This window comes from Pseudomonas sp. 1L-B-1-E-C1 (assembly GCF_057291835.1).
On the sequence record NZ_JBXAWN010000010.1, the window covers coordinates 115,754 to 129,495 of the forward strand.

The window sequence follows — 13,742 nt, forward strand, 5'->3', positions numbered from 1 at the left end:
AGCCGGCAACGGGACACCAGCCGAATATTCCGAGTCCCCGCCCCATGCCTTTGCTTGAAACACCTTTCGCCCAACTCGACCTGATCCGCCAGCCCGAACAGCAGAATGAACCGCTGCAAGCCTTCGATGCGGCAGACGAATACGTGCTCAATCATCTCGCCAGCGAACAACCGGCAAGCAGCACCCGCGTGCTGGTACTCAATGACAGCTTTGGTGCCTTGGCGATCAGTTTGCTGGGCAAGGTCGAGGTCAGCAGCAGCGGCGACTCGTTCCTGGGTTTCGTCGGGTTGGAAAAAAATCTGCTGCGCAATGGTCAGGCGTTCGATGCGATCCGGCCGCTACCGGCCAGCGAACCTTTAGTGGGGCCGTTTGACCGGGTGCTGATCCGCGTTCCCAAAACCCTGGCGCTGCTGGAAGAACAACTGATCCGCCTGCAAGGACAACTCGCCCCCGGCGTGCAAGTGATCGCGGCCGCGATGGTCAAGCATCTGCCCCGTGCCGCCGGCGATCTGCTCGAGCGCTACATTGGCCCGGTGCAGGCGTCGCTGGCCGTGAAGAAAGCCCGACTGCTGATCGCCACGCCTGAAAGCAAACTGCCCGCGACATCGCCCTACCCGACTCGCTATCGCCTCGATGAACCGGCGATCGAACTGCTCAACCACGCCAACGTGTTCTGCCGCGAAGGCCTGGACATCGGCACGCGCGCGTTTCTGCCGCATCTGCCGAAAAACCTTGGCAACGCACGAGTCGCCGACCTGGGTTGTGGTAACGGTGTACTGGCAATTGCCAGCGCCCTGCAGAACCCGGATGCGCATTACACGCTGGTCGACGAATCGTTCATGGCGGTGCAATCGGCTGCCGAGAACTGGCGCGAGGCGTTGGGCGATCGCGAAGTCATCGTGCGCGCTGGCGATGGTCTGGCCGGGCTGGCGCCGCAGTCGCTGGACGTGGTGCTGTGCAACCCACCGTTCCATCAGCAGCAGGTGGTCGGCGACTTCCTCGCCTGGCGCATGTTCCAGCAGGCCCGCGAGGCACTGGTGGTAGGCGGTGCGCTGTACATTGTCGGCAATCGGCACCTGGGCTATCACAGCAAACTGGCGCGCTTGTTCCGCGGTGTCGAGCAAGTCGCGGCAACGCCGAAGTTCGTCATCCTCAAGGCGCGCAAATAAATCCCGGGCATAAAAAACCTCCGTGAGGAGGGTTGCAAACCCGTACCCGAAGGCGCCGGGACGGGATGTTTCAGTGGGTGGTCAAGCCTGCGGCATTCATGAACATGCGCATCAGGCTGGCGGCGATGAACAACACGCCGACACTGCCAACCCAGATCAAGGCCAACCAGCCGAGCCGCTGCCACAGCGGTTTTTTTTCGGCTTCTTCAATGTCGTGCAGGGAATGCTTGCCGGTCATAGAATCGATCTCCGTTAAGCCAAGGCGCCACCGATGGCGCCTTCGCGAGCAGGCTCGCTCTCACAGGGCAAGCCCGGCATTGGATTAGTGATAACCGTCTTCATGGGTGACTTTGCCGCGGAACACGTAGTAGCTCCAGAAGGTATAACCCAGGATGAACGGGATGATGAACAGCGTGCCCACCAGCATGAAGCCCTGACTTTGCGGCGGTGCGGCGGCGTCCCAGATCGAGATCGATGGCGGTACGATGTTCGGCCAGAGGCTGATGCCCAAGCCGCTGTAGCCGAGGAATATCAACACCAGAGTCAGCAGGAACGGCGTGTAGTTGGCATTACGTGCCACTGCGCGGATCAGGCCATACAGGGTAACCAGCACCAGAATCGGCACCGGCATGAACCACAACAGATTCGGCATGCTGAACCAGCGCGAGGCAATTTCCGGGTGGGACAACGGCGTCCAGATACTGACAATGCCGATCACCGCCAACAGCACAAACGCCAGCGGCCGCGCCAGATCATGCATCTGTTCCTGCAACTTGCCTTCGGTCTTCATGATCAGCCAGGTGCAGCCGAGCAAGGCATAGGCCACCACCAGCGCTGCGCCGCAGAACAGTGTGAACGGCGTGAGCCAGTCCAGTGATCCACCGGCGAACTGGCGATTGACCACCGGCAAGCCGTCGATGAACGCACCTAGCGCCACACCCTGAAAGAACGTCGCCGCGATCGAACCACCGATGAACGCCTTGTCCCACAGGTGACGTTTTTCATCCTTGGCCTTGAAGCGGAACTCGAAGGCCACGCCACGGAAAATCAGCCCCATCAGCATGAAGATCAGCGGCAGGTACAGCGCCGACAACACAACCGAATAGGCCAGCGGGAAGGCGCCAAACAACGCCGCGCCCCCCAGCACCAGCCAGGTTTCGTTGCCGTCCCAGACTGGCGCAACCGTGTTCATCATCACGTCGCGGTCTGTCTTGCCGGGCACGAACGGGAAAAGAATGCCGATGCCCAGATCGAAACCGTCCATGACCACGTACATCATGATGCCGAAGATGATGATCACGGCCCAGATCAGCGGAAGATCAATACCCATGAGTCAAATCTCCTTGGTCAAGCGAGTGTTGTCTTCGTGCTCGCCCTCGGCCGGATCGTCGGCTGCGGACAGCGGACGCGCCGGGGTGCGTTTCTTGCCTGGACCACCGTCGGGCGTTTCGCTGCCTTCGCTGATCTTCGGCCCCTTGCGCACCAGACGCATCATGTAGCCGAGACCTGCGCCGAACAGCGCGAAATAGATCACGACGAACATGATCAGGGTGATGCTCATCTGCATGAAGCTGTGGTTGGAAGAAGCATCTGCGGTGCGCATCAAGCCGTACACGACCCATGGCTGACGGCCGATTTCCGTGGTGAACCAGCCGGCAAGAATCGCGATCAGGCCGGACGGCCCCATCCACAACGCCAGATGCAGGAACGGCCGCGAGGTATACAGCGAGTCACGCTTGCGCAGCCACAGACTCCACAACCCGGTGAAGATCATCAGGAAACCGAGGCCGACCATGATGCGGAACGACCAGAACACGATGGTCGAATTCGGCCGGTCTTCCGGCGGGAATTCCTTCAGTGCCGGCACTTGCTTGTCCAGCGAGTGCGTGAGAATCAGGCTGCCGAGGTAGGGAATCTCCACGGCGAACCTGGTGCGTTCTTCTTTCATGTCCGGCCAGCCGAACAGGATCAGCGGCGTCGCTTCGTCGCCGTGGTTTTCCCAGTGGCCTTCGATCGCAGCGATTTTTGCCGGCTGATGCTTGAGCGTGTTGAGCCCGTGGAAGTCGCCGATCACTGCCTGGATCGGCGCGACGATCAGCGCCATCCACATGGCCATCGACAACATGGTGCGGATCGCCGGGTTGTCCCTGCCGCGCAGCAAATGCCAGGCCGCCGACGAGCCGACGAAGAATGCCGTCGCGACGAACGCGGCGGTGGCCATGTGCATCAGGCGATAAGGGAATGACGGGTTGAAGACAATCGCCAGCCAATCGGTCGGAATCACCTGACCGTTGACGATTTCAAAGCCCTGCGGAGTCTGCATCCAGCTGTTGGAAGCGAGAATCCAGAAGGTCGAAATCAGCGTGCCGATCGCCACCATCACCGTCGAAAAGAAGTGCAGGCCGCGCCCGACCTTGTTCCAGCCGAACAGCATCACGCCAAGGAAACCGGCCTCGAGGAAAAACGCTGTAAGCACTTCATAGGTCAGCAACGGCCCGGTGACGGCACCGGCGAAATCAGAGAATCGACTCCAGTTGGTGCCGAACTGATAGGCCATGACCAGACCGGAAACCACGCCCATGCCGAAGTTGACGGCAAAGATCTTCGACCAGAAATGGTAGAGGTCACGGTAGGTATCGTTGCGGGTTTTCAGCCACAAGCCTTCGAGCACCGCCAGGTAACTCGCCAGGCCGATGGTGATGGCCGGGAACAGAATGTGGAACGAGATGGTGAACGCGAACTGAATTCGGGCGAGATCGAGAGCCTCTAAACCGAACATATGGCTTCCTCTGTCAGGTAGTACGGGTAGCGGACCCGGAGGCCTGCACCACTGCCCCCACGGATATGGAGTGCGGCGAATTCGGATTCGTTCTTTTTTTACAACCATCGCAACGCAGGGAGTCTGGCCAACTGGCCGTCAGATCAGTTCCGGTCGGGGTCTTGATCTGGATCAAGCAACGTTGAAAGAGTAGTCCCATTTTTACCAACGAACCGCGTGGTCGTTTGCCGCGTGACAAGTTGTCTCATTGGCGCAGCAAGGTTCTGGCCTGAATAAGTTGTGGGTTAACCCGAAAAGATTGATGCACATCTGACTGAATTTTTTCTCGTAGCAACTTCCTGTTACAGACTGGTGATAATCTCGCCGTTCACTCGTCCAAGACCTGCCTTCAGATGCCCACTCAAGAGCCCCTGCTGCTACGTCACCATCGTCCGTTCATGGCCTTCTGGCTGGCGCGGATTTTCACCGCCAGCGGTTTCCAGATGCTCACCGTGGCGATTGGCTGGAATCTGTATCAACTGACCGGCAACGTGCTGGATCTGGGCCTGGTCGGTCTGGTCGAATTTGCCCCGCGCGTGCTGTTCATGCTGCACACCGGGCATGTCGCCGACCGCTATGACCGGCGCAAGGTCGCCGCGCTTTGTCAGTCGTTGCAGGCACTGATTGCCTTGGCGCTGGCCATCGGCAGTGCCACCGACAATGTCACTCGCGAGATGATTTTCATCCTCGCCTTTCTTCTGGGCGCTGCGCGGTCGTTCGAAATGCCGACGACCCAGGCGCTATTGCCAAGCATCGTCCCCAGCGCCCTGTTCCCCCGCGCCGTCGCTGCCGCGCAATCGGCGCAGCAGTCTGCGACCATCGTCGCCCCGGCTCTCGGCGGCTTGCTCTATGCATTTGGCAGCGTCTGGGTCTACGGTCCAACCGTACTTCTGTATGTGATCGCCTGCACGCTGATGCTCAATCTGCCGGCACGCCAGACGCCGCTGAACAAAGGCAAAGCCACGCTGGATTCGTTGCTGGCGGGAATCCGTTTCATCCGCAGCCGCCCGGACATCCTCGGCGCGATCTCGCTGGACCTTTTTGCCGTGCTGCTCGGCGGCGCCACGGCGTTGCTGCCGGTGTTCGCCAAGGACATTCTGCTGACTGGCCCGTGGGGCCTTGGCCTGCTGCGCTCGGCGCCGGCAGTGGGCGCGTTGCTGATGTCATTGTTCCTGGCGCGATTTGCCGTGGAGCGCAATGTCGGTCGGGTGATGTTCACCGCCGTCGGCATCTTCGGCGTCGCCACCATCGCCTTCGGCCTGTCGACCTCGTTCTGGTTCTCGCTGGCAGTGCTGGTGGTGCTCGGTGCAGCGGACATGATCAGCATGGTCATCCGCGCCTCGTTCGTACAACTGGAAACCCCGGACGAAATGCGCGGCCGGGTCAGCGCGGTCAACGGCCTGTTCATTGGTGCCTCGAACCAGTTGGGCGAATTCGAATCCGGCCTCACGGCCCACTGGTTCGGCACCGTGCCGGCGGTGGTCATGGGCGGAATCGGCACGCTGGTGGTGACCGGGACGTGGATCAAGCTGTTCCCGACATTGGCGAACCGGGACCGGATGCATGTGCCGGTGGAGGAGAAGGTCTGAATCCTTCAGGCCATCAACTCCACCGCCACCCTCGTCCGCAACGCCTTGCCGCCAAGTTGCTCGACCAGGGTCAAGGCAAATTCCAGCGCCGGTCCCGAGCCTTGGGCGGTGATGCAGTTGCCGTCGACCACCACTGATTGATCAACAAACGTACAGCCCGACAACTGATGACTGGCGCCGGGCTGGCAGGTCATCCGTCGCTGGCGCAGCACGCCTGACGCTTGCAGCGCGACGGCCGGGGCTTCGCCGATGGCGGCGAACAGTCGGCCGGCGCTGGCTTGGTCCTTGAGCAATTGCTGTAATGGCTGATGCGCCGCCAGATGCTGGGAACCGACGGCGCCGCCCGGCAGGACAATCAGGTCGAAGCGCTGCGCGAGTACATCGACCAGCATGCCATCGGCAGTCAACCGGGTGCCGCGCGCGCAGGTCAGCATGCGCCGGCCTTCGATACTGGCGGCGACCACTTCGATGCCGGCGCGGCGCAGCACGTCGATCAGGGTCACGGTTTGCAAATCGTCGATGCCCTCGGCGAGGGCAATCAGGGCTCTGGAAGTCATGGGCGCTTTCCGCTGGGTAGTCTGTAAAGCGTAGTCAGCTTTGTCCCACCCTGTTCGAAGTCAGCCGTTACTTGATGTAAAGCTGAGTCGAGAGCGTGTTGCGCGGAGCGTTGATCGAGGTGTTGCTGAAGCTGAAGGTGCCTTCCTGTTTGCCGGCCAGATCGAAGGTATAGAGAGAACCGACGGTTTTGCTGCCAGGCGTGCATTCGGTGAGGTTGCCATTATCGAAGGCACACACCGGGCCTCGAGTGCCGTTGACCTCGAAGCCATCCAGAGTCACGTGTGGCTGGTTCTGGCCATAGCCGACTTCCAGCACGAAGACTTTGATATTCGGCCCACTGTGATTGCATTGGGTTTGCGGCTGGTTATCGGCGATATCTTCCAGTCCGCAGGGCGGTGACTGTACTTTGATCACCTTCACTTCGCTCAACGGCGGCGCCGAAGCCGCGAACGCCGGGACCGCCGCCAGCAGTGCTGCAATCCATCCGAAAATCCTGATCCCGCTGTTGCGCATGCCTGCCCACTCCGAAAAATCAGCGCGCAGTATGGCGCAGTTGTCTGCTGCGCAAAACTTCGCCGACGATCGACACCAACATCCGCCAAATTCCTCACGCGGCTGGTATGATGCGCGGCTTTTTCCGGCCCACGACAATTTCCCAGGCGCTTGCGACGGTCTGTGCTTTGCTGTTGAGGTCGATACATTCACGGCGCCACGCGCGCCACGGGGAGCAGACATGCTGGAAAGGCTGTTTCAACTCAAGGCACACAACACCAACGTGCGCACCGAAATTCTCGCGGGCGTCACGACTTTCCTGGCCATGGCTTACATTCTGTTCGTCAACCCGAGCATCCTCGGCGAGACCGGCATGGACAAGGGCGCGATCTTCGTCGCCACCTGTCTGGCGGCTGCAATCGGCTCGACCGTGATGGGCCTGATCGCCAACTACCCGATCGCCCTCGCTCCGGGCATGGGCCTGAACGCCTTCTTTACCTACACCGTGGTTCTGCACATGGGCCACACCTGGCAGGTGGCGCTGGGTGCGGTGTTCATTTCCGCCGTGCTGTTCTTCCTGCTGTCGATCTTCCGTATCCGTGAATGGATCATCAATGCCATCCCGCTGCCGCTGCGCTCGGCAATTGCCGCCGGTATCGGCCTGTTCCTGGCGTTGATTGCCTTGCACAACGCGGAAATCGTGGTCGGCAATTCGGCGACCATGGTCGGCCTCGGTGATCTGACGAAACCGGCACCGATCCTTGCGACTATCGGCTTCGCTGTGATCGTCGCCCTCGAAGCGCTGAAAGTGCGCGGCGCGGTGCTGATCGGCATCCTCGCGGTAACCATCGCCTCGATCGCGCTGAACGTCACCAAGTTCGGCGGCATCCTGTCGATGCCGCCGTCGCTGGCGCCGACCTTCCTGCAACTGGACATCAAAGGTGCACTGGACATCGGTCTGGTCAGCGTGATCTTCGCCTTCCTGTTCGTCGACCTGTTCGACAACTCCGGGACCCTGATCGGCGTCGCCAAGCGCGCCGGCCTGATGGGCAAGGACGGCCACATGCCGAAAATGGGTCGCGCGCTGATCGCCGACAGTACTGCGGCCATGGCCGGTTCGCTGCTGGGCACTTCGACCACCACCAGTTACATCGAATCCGCTGCCGGCGTCAGTGCCGGCGGCCGCACCGGCCTGACCGCCATTGTCGTGGCAATTCTGTTCCTGCTGGCGCTGTTCTTCTCGCCACTGGCGGCCAGCGTTCCGGCTTTCGCCACCGCCCCAGCGCTGCTGTTCGTCGCCGTGCTGATGACTTCCGGCCTGGCGGAAATAGACTGGGATGACATCACCGTCGCCGCGCCGGTGGTGGTCACCGCGCTGGCGATGCCGTTCACCTATTCGATCGCCAACGGCATCGCCTTCGGCTTCATCGCCTGGACCGCCATCAAGCTGCTGTCCGGCCGTGCCCGTGAGCTGAACCCGGCACTGGTGATTCTGTCGATTCTGTTTGTGATCAAGCTGGGTTGGTTCAACGCATGACTTTCGATTCCCAAGCCTACGCCGAACAGCTCGAAGCCAAGGTCACACGTCTGCGTGAGCTGCTGGCGCCGTTCGATGCACCCGAGCCGACGGTGTTTGATTCGCCGCTGCAGAACTTCCGCCTGCGCGCCGAATTCCGCCTGTGGCGCGAGGGCGGCGAGCGACATTACGCGATGTTCTCTCAGGACGACAAACGCACGCCGATCCTCATCGAAGAATTCCCGATTGCCAGCCTGCGCATCAACCAGTTGATGCCGCAGTTGAAGGCCGCGTGGCAGGCCAGTTCGGCGCTGAGCCACAAGTTGTTCCAGGTCGAATTCCTGACCACGCTGGCCGGCGACGCGATGATCACCCTGTGCTATCACCGCCCGCTGGATGAGCATTGGCACGCGGCGGCGACTCAGTTGGCGACCAATCTCGGTGTGAGCATCATCGGCCGCTCCAAAGGCAAGCGCGAAGTGCTCGGCCAGGATTATGTCGTCGAAAAACTCGAAGTCGGCGGCCGCATCTTCAGCTATCGCCAGCCCGAAGGCGCGTTCACCCAGCCCAACGGTACGGTGAACCAGAAAATGCTCAACTGGGCATACGAAGCGCTGGGCGATCGCAGCGACGATCTGCTGGAGTTGTACTGCGGCAATGGCAACTTCACCCTGCCGCTGGCCACCCGCGTACGCAAAGTGCTCGCTACCGAAATCAGCAAGACGTCGGTCAACGCGGCCCTGAGCAACCTCAGCGAAAACGCTGTGGATAACGTCACCCTCGTGCGTTTGTCCGCCGAAGAACTGACCGAAGCGCTCAACGAAGTGCGCCCGTTCCGCCGCCTGCACGGCATCGATCTGAAGAGCTACGACTTCGGCAGCGTCTTCGTCGACCCACCGCGCGCCGGCATGGACCCGGATACCTGCGAACTGACCCGACGCTTCGACAATATCCTGTACATCTCCTGCAACCCGGAGACCCTCGCGGCCAACATCGCCCAATTGCATGACACCCACCGCATTACCAAGTGCGCATTGTTCGACCAATTCCCGTGGACCCATCACATGGAATCCGGTGTGCTGCTGACCCGGCGTTGATTGCGGGTAGCGGATACGGAAAAGCCGTCGTGATTGACGGCTTTTTCGTGGCTCTAAAAGATCGCAGCCTTCGGCAGCTCCTACAGATAACCGCGTTCCACATGTAGGAGCTGCCGAAGGCTGCGATCTTTTGATCTGTGCGATCACCGAACATAAAACGCCCAGGTCATTTCTGTTCAATTGACCGATGTAACCATCTAGTACATTTTATCTCCACAGGCCGGAACCTCTTGGCCCATGCCAAAAACAAGAAGTGGAGTTACCCCCATGCCCCCTATCGTTCTGGTGCTTAACGGCCCGAACCTGAACCTGCTTGGCACCCGCGAGCCGGCGACTTATGGTCATGAAACCCTGGCGGACATTTCCGCGCTGTGTGGTCGCGCGGCTGACGAGTTCGGCCTGACCGTGGAGTTTCGCCAGACCAATCATGAAGGCGAGCTGCTCGACTGGATTCACGCCGCGCGGGGGCGTTGCGCCGGGATCGTGATCAATCCGGCGGCGTGGACGCATACTTCGGTGGCGATTCGCGATGCCTTGGTTGCCAGCGAGCTGCCAGTGATTGAAGTGCATCTGTCCAACGTGCATGCCCGCGAGCCGTTCCGTCATCACTCGTTCGTTTCAGGCATTGCCACGGCGGTGATGTGCGGGTTCGGCAGCCATGGTTATCGCTTGGCGCTGGAACATTTCAGTCAGCGGTTAAAGGGATAAAGGCCATGTCGCGCTCCAATGTAATACTCGCCGGTCTGATCGGGGCCGGCATTCAAGCTTCGCGCACTCCCGCACTGCACGAGCACGAAGGCGATGCGCAGGGCCTGCGTTATCTCTACCAACTTATCGACCTCGATCAATTGCGCCTCGACAGCACGGCCCTGCCCGATTTGCTGCAAGCGGCCGAGCGGATGCATTACACCGGGCTGAACATCACGTTTCCGTGCAAGCAGGCAATCATCCCGCTGCTTGATGAATTGTCGCCGGAAGCCCGCGGTATCGGCGCAGTGAACACGGTGGTGCTGAAGGACGGCAAGCGTGTCGGCCACAACACCGACTGTCTCGGCTTCGCCGAGGGTTTTCGCCGGGGTCTGACAGACGCTGCCCGTGAACGAGTAGTCCAGATGGGCGCTGGCGGCGCTGGTGCGGCGGTGGCCCACGCACTGCTCAGCGAAGGCGTACGGCAACTGACGATTTTTGATGTCGATCACGAGCGCGCGGAAAGTCTGGCGAACAATCTGAATCAACATTTTGGCGCCGGTCGCGCGCAGGCCGGGCGGGATTTGCCCTCGGCGCTGGCGCAGGCCGATGGTCTGGTCAACACCACGCCGATGGGCATGGCCAAGCTGCCGGGTACACCAGTGCCGGCCGGGTTGTTGCGCAAGGAAATGTGGGTGGCGGAGATCGTGTATTTCCCGCTGGAAACCGAACTGCTGCGCGACGCCCGTGCTTTGGGTTGCCGCACGCTGGATGGCGGCAACATGGCGGTGTTTCAGGCGGTCAAGGCGTTTGAATTGTTCAGCGAAGTGGTGCCGGATGCGCAACGCATGCTTGAGCATTTTCAGAACATGAATGGTTAAAGAGCAAAAGATCGCAGCCTTCGGCAGCTCCTACAGGAAACGGTGTAGGAGCTGCCGAAGGCTGCGATCTTTTGACTGTCAGGCCTTCAGGTAGCGCAACACCGATTCGCAGATCATCTCGCGGTGGCGCTGCTTGATGGTTTCGTCCGGCAGATCGATCTGGAAGATTTCCCCCAGCGTGTGGCGGTTCGAGACGCGGTAGAAGCAGAACGAACTGATCAGCAGGTGCACGTCCAGCGCATCGATGCCGCGCCGGAACACATCTTCGTCCGCCCCTCTTTGCAGAATCCCGCCCAAGGTATCGAGGATCGTGTTGTTCAGCGCCTTGATCGCATCGGAACGCTTCACGTACTCGGCATTGTGGATATTTTCGATGCTGACAATGCGCACGAAATCGACATTGCGGTCGTGGTGATCGAAGGTGAATTCCACCAGCCGACGGATCGCCAGTTCGGGCGGCAGTTCGTCCAGGTGCAGGCGGTTTTCCGTGCTGCGGATATCGCCGTAAAGCTTCTCCAGCACCTCGACGTACAGCCGCTCCTTGCTGCCGAAGTAGTAGTAGATCATGCGTTTGGAGGTTCGGATGCGCTCGGCGATCGCGTCGACGCGGGCGCCGGACAGGCCCTGCTGGACGAACTCGACGATCGCCTCCTGCAGGATGTTTTCGCGGGTCTTTTCCGGGTTGTTCTTGCGACTCTTGCGCGGCACTGCGTCGGACTCGACAGCCGCGGCGGAAAGTTCTGAATTCATGGTCATCGCGGGCTCACGGCCATCACTGCACAAGCTGGCGATTATGGGCCGCGCGGGACAGTGAAGGAAGCCGCGCAGCCAGTGTTTAATCCCGCGTTTACGAATTCCCTACAACTTCGCCTGACGCACCGCGCCGCTGCGGGATTTAGCCATCGCCGCCAGCCGCACCGCAACGTTGGCCGCGCCGTAGCCGGCATAGCCATTCTTGCGCTGGATGATCTCGAAGAAGAAGCGCCCTTCGAACGGCTCGGTGTAGACATGAAACAACTCGCCGCCTTGGGCGTCACGGTCGTAGAGCACGTTGTAATAGGCCAGCTCGCTGAGAAACTCATCGTCGAAATCGAAGCGCGCCGCGAGGTCATCGTAGTAGTTCAGCGGGATGTCCAGCAGCGGCACACCGGCCTCTTTGGCGCGACTGACCTGGGCGAAGATGTCGTCACAATCGAAGGCGATGTGGTGCACGCCGGAGCCGCGATAGCTCGACAGTGCATGGGAGATCGCGGTATTGCGGTTCTCGGAAATATTCAGCGGCAGCCGGATCGAACTGTCGCGGCTGCGCAGTGCGCGGCTTTTCACCAGACCGTACGGATCGGGCAGCACCACTTCGTCATCGGCCTCAAAATCCAGCAGGCTCTTGTAGAACAGCACCCAACTGTCGAGGCTGTCGGCCGGCAGCGCCATGGCCATGTGATCGATTCGCTTGAGGCCGCCGCCGGTCTGTGCGTTCGGCAGCAGATTAAAATCGGTGCCGTAAACGTCGGCGTCCTCGTCGACCAGATAAATCAGGCTGCCGTCCGGTGCACGCACCGCCGCCAGTTCCAGCTCATTCGGCCCGACCAGCCCGCGATAGGGTTGCCCCTTGTAAGCGACCGCGCGGGCCAGCGCGCTGGCGCTGTCCTTGACCCGCACAGCCGTGGCGCAAAGCGAGGGGCCGTGGGCTTCGAAAAAGCTGTGGGCGAACGAATAGGGCTCGGAGTTGAGGATCAGGTTGATATCGCCCTGACGCAACAGGCTGACACTTTTCGAGCGATGCTGGCCGGCCTTGGCAAAACCGAGTCGTTGCAGCCAGTGACAGAGCTTCGCCCCGAGCGCTTCGTCGACGGCAAACTCGAGAAACTCAACGCCGTTGTATTCGCTGGCCTGCGGCGTTTCGAAGAGGATTTCGCGGTTGGCCACCGGCGGTGCTTCCTGCTCGAGACGCTGGCGGGTCTTCTCCTCCAGATACAGCAGCGAACGCAAACCGTCGGCGGCGTTGGCCCGTGGCGGCGCAGCGCGGAAGCCGTCGTTGAAAATTTCCAGCGACAGCGGCCCGGTATAGCCACTCTTGATGATCGGCGCGAGGAAACCCGGCAAATCGAATTCGCCCTGCCCCGGGAAGCAGCGGAAATGCCGGCTCCACTCCAGCACATCCATCTGCAGAATCGGCGCGTCGGCCATTTGCACGAAGAAGATCTTTTCGCCGGGAATATCGGCGATGGCGCTTGGATCGCCCTTCAGCGACAGCGTGTGGAAGCTGTCGAGCAGCACGCCGAGACTAGGATGATCGGCCTGACGGACGATGTCCCAGACCTGTTGATAAGTGTTGACGTGACGGCCCCAGGCCAGCGCTTCGTAACCGATACGCAAGCCACGGGCGTCGGCGCGTTCGGCCAGCAGTCGCAGATCATCGACAAGAATCTGATGATCGCCGAGGCTGTCGGCAGAAGCGTTACTGCAGACCAGCACCAGGTCGGTGCCAAGTTCCTGCATCAGATCGAACTTGCGCTCGGCGCGCTCGAGGTTGCGCGCCAGGCGATCACGGCGGCAGCCTTCGAAATCACGGAACGGTTGAAACAAGGTGATAGCGACGCCGAGATCGGCGCACATCTGTTTAACTTCGCGGGGACTGCCGTCGTAGTACAGGAGGTCGTTTTCGAAAATCTCCACCCCGTCGAACCCGGCGGCGGCAATGGCTTCGAGTTTTTCCGGCAGGGTGCCGCTCAAGGAAACGGTGGCAATGGAACGCTGCATGTTTCAACTCCCGGACTGCGCCGCTTTTGGGTAGGAGCTGCCGAAGGCTGCGATCTGTTGATCCTGAAAAGCAAAGATCGCAGCCTTCGGCAGCTCCTACGAGGGAATGGGTTTTTATAGTGAGGGAAATTATTGGCTGCATCCTTGCGCGCAGCAATTTAAAGTGTACTACCCG

The 13,742-nt window shown here is 60.6% G+C and carries 13 protein-coding genes; 6 read left to right on the forward strand and 7 right to left on the reverse strand.

Annotation, left to right across the window (positions count from 1 at the left end):
- The first annotated feature begins 44 nt into the window (after positions 1–44).
- Entirely contained in the window at positions 45–1,169 is a 1,125-nt protein-coding gene (locus AC0Z4S_RS18390; RefSeq protein ID WP_485624063.1) for a methyltransferase, read from the forward strand.
- A 70-nt stretch (positions 1,170–1,239) separates the two neighbouring features.
- Here the strand turns inward: AC0Z4S_RS18390 and AC0Z4S_RS18395 are convergent, their stop codons facing one another.
- The 3 genes from AC0Z4S_RS18395 to AC0Z4S_RS18405 form a co-directional block, all read right to left on the reverse strand.
- Positions 1,240–1,407 (reverse strand): DUF2474 domain-containing protein, encoded by a 168-nt coding sequence (locus AC0Z4S_RS18395; RefSeq protein ID WP_016773090.1) that lies wholly within the window; start codon positions 1,405–1,407, stop codon positions 1,240–1,242.
- Between the two features lie 84 nt (positions 1,408–1,491).
- On the reverse strand, positions 1,492–2,499 hold the full coding sequence (gene cydB, locus AC0Z4S_RS18400; RefSeq protein ID WP_042610525.1) for a cytochrome d ubiquinol oxidase subunit II: 1,008 nt from the start codon (positions 2,497–2,499) through the stop codon (positions 1,492–1,494).
- Positions 2,500–2,502: 3 nt separating this feature from the next.
- On the reverse strand, positions 2,503–3,948 hold the full coding sequence (locus AC0Z4S_RS18405) for a cytochrome ubiquinol oxidase subunit I (RefSeq protein ID WP_253496054.1): 1,446 nt from the start codon (positions 3,946–3,948) through the stop codon (positions 2,503–2,505).
- A 392-nt stretch (positions 3,949–4,340) separates the two neighbouring features.
- Here AC0Z4S_RS18405 and AC0Z4S_RS18410 point away from each other — a divergent pair, with 392 nt between their 5' ends.
- The gene (locus AC0Z4S_RS18410; protein ID WP_485624065.1) at positions 4,341–5,576 is read left to right on the forward strand and encodes an MFS transporter; all 1,236 of its coding nucleotides are present in this window, start codon (positions 4,341–4,343) and stop codon (positions 5,574–5,576) included.
- Between the two features lie 5 nt (positions 5,577–5,581).
- On the opposite strand, the gene AC0Z4S_RS18415 is transcribed toward AC0Z4S_RS18410, so the two are convergent.
- Both AC0Z4S_RS18415 and AC0Z4S_RS18420 read right to left on the reverse strand, forming a co-directional pair.
- Complete coding sequence (locus tag AC0Z4S_RS18415; protein WP_485624066.1) at positions 5,582–6,133, reverse strand: DJ-1 family glyoxalase III; 552 nt, start codon at positions 6,131–6,133, stop codon at positions 5,582–5,584.
- 67 nt (positions 6,134–6,200) lie between these two features.
- A complete protein-coding gene (locus tag AC0Z4S_RS18420) occupies positions 6,201–6,647 on the reverse strand; it encodes a DUF4879 domain-containing protein (protein ID WP_485624067.1) in 447 nt (148 codons plus the stop codon).
- Between the two features lie 220 nt (positions 6,648–6,867).
- Between AC0Z4S_RS18420 and AC0Z4S_RS18425 the strand changes: the two genes are divergently transcribed.
- The 4 genes from AC0Z4S_RS18425 (at position 6,868) to AC0Z4S_RS18440 (ending at position 10,807) form a co-directional block, all read left to right on the forward strand.
- Positions 6,868–8,163, forward strand: coding sequence for an NCS2 family permease (locus AC0Z4S_RS18425; protein ID WP_039761753.1), 1,296 nt, complete (start codon positions 6,868–6,870; stop codon positions 8,161–8,163).
- On the forward strand, positions 8,160–9,239 hold the full coding sequence (gene trmA / locus AC0Z4S_RS18430; RefSeq protein WP_485624068.1) for a tRNA (uridine(54)-C5)-methyltransferase TrmA: 1,080 nt from the start codon (positions 8,160–8,162) through the stop codon (positions 9,237–9,239). The genes AC0Z4S_RS18425 and trmA overlap by 4 nt, the downstream gene beginning before the upstream one ends.
- Positions 9,240–9,506: 267 nt before the next feature.
- On the forward strand, positions 9,507–9,947 hold the full coding sequence (gene aroQ, locus AC0Z4S_RS18435; protein WP_485624069.1) for a type II 3-dehydroquinate dehydratase: 441 nt from the start codon (positions 9,507–9,509) through the stop codon (positions 9,945–9,947).
- A gap of 5 nt (positions 9,948–9,952) precedes the next feature.
- Positions 9,953–10,807 carry a shikimate dehydrogenase gene (locus tag AC0Z4S_RS18440; RefSeq protein ID WP_485624070.1) on the forward strand — a complete coding sequence of 285 codons (855 nt, stop codon included), beginning with the start codon at positions 9,953–9,955 and terminating at the stop codon, positions 10,805–10,807.
- Between the two features lie 78 nt (positions 10,808–10,885).
- Here the strand turns inward: AC0Z4S_RS18440 and AC0Z4S_RS18445 are convergent, their stop codons facing one another.
- Together AC0Z4S_RS18445 and quiC are read right to left on the reverse strand one after the other, a co-directional pair.
- Positions 10,886–11,563 carry a TetR/AcrR family transcriptional regulator gene (locus tag AC0Z4S_RS18445; protein ID WP_485624071.1) on the reverse strand — a complete coding sequence of 226 codons (678 nt, stop codon included), beginning with the start codon at positions 11,561–11,563 and terminating at the stop codon, positions 10,886–10,888.
- Between the two features lie 102 nt (positions 11,564–11,665).
- Positions 11,666–13,567, reverse strand: a complete 1,902-nt coding sequence (gene quiC, locus AC0Z4S_RS18450; RefSeq protein ID WP_485624072.1) for a 3-dehydroshikimate dehydratase QuiC — start codon at positions 13,565–13,567, stop codon at positions 11,666–11,668.
- Between the last annotated feature and the right edge of the window lie 175 nt (positions 13,568–13,742).

What these genes read in the sequence shown, in the direction of transcription:
- AC0Z4S_RS18390 (WP_485624063.1), top strand. Translation starts at nt 45, where the DNA reads ATGCCTTTGCTTGAAACACCTTTCGCCCAACTCGACCTGATCCGCCAG.
- AC0Z4S_RS18395 (WP_016773090.1), bottom strand. Translation starts at nt 1,407, where the DNA reads ATGACCGGCAAGCATTCCCTGCACGACATTGAAGAAGCCGAAAAAAAA.
- cydB (WP_042610525.1), bottom strand. Translation starts at nt 2,499, where the DNA reads ATGGGTATTGATCTTCCGCTGATCTGGGCCGTGATCATCATCTTCGGC.
- AC0Z4S_RS18405 (WP_253496054.1), bottom strand. Translation starts at nt 3,948, where the DNA reads ATGTTCGGTTTAGAGGCTCTCGATCTCGCCCGAATTCAGTTCGCGTTC.
- AC0Z4S_RS18410 (WP_485624065.1), top strand. Translation starts at nt 4,341, where the DNA reads ATGCCCACTCAAGAGCCCCTGCTGCTACGTCACCATCGTCCGTTCATG.
- AC0Z4S_RS18415 (WP_485624066.1), bottom strand. Translation starts at nt 6,133, where the DNA reads ATGACTTCCAGAGCCCTGATTGCCCTCGCCGAGGGCATCGACGATTTG.
- AC0Z4S_RS18420 (WP_485624067.1), bottom strand. Translation starts at nt 6,647, where the DNA reads ATGCGCAACAGCGGGATCAGGATTTTCGGATGGATTGCAGCACTGCTG.
- AC0Z4S_RS18425 (WP_039761753.1), top strand. Translation starts at nt 6,868, where the DNA reads ATGCTGGAAAGGCTGTTTCAACTCAAGGCACACAACACCAACGTGCGC.
- trmA (WP_485624068.1), top strand. Translation starts at nt 8,160, where the DNA reads ATGACTTTCGATTCCCAAGCCTACGCCGAACAGCTCGAAGCCAAGGTC.
- aroQ (WP_485624069.1), top strand. Translation starts at nt 9,507, where the DNA reads ATGCCCCCTATCGTTCTGGTGCTTAACGGCCCGAACCTGAACCTGCTT.
- AC0Z4S_RS18440 (WP_485624070.1), top strand. Translation starts at nt 9,953, where the DNA reads ATGTCGCGCTCCAATGTAATACTCGCCGGTCTGATCGGGGCCGGCATT.
- AC0Z4S_RS18445 (WP_485624071.1), bottom strand. Translation starts at nt 11,563, where the DNA reads ATGACCATGAATTCAGAACTTTCCGCCGCGGCTGTCGAGTCCGACGCA.
- quiC (WP_485624072.1), bottom strand. Translation starts at nt 13,567, where the DNA reads ATGCAGCGTTCCATTGCCACCGTTTCCTTGAGCGGCACCCTGCCGGAA.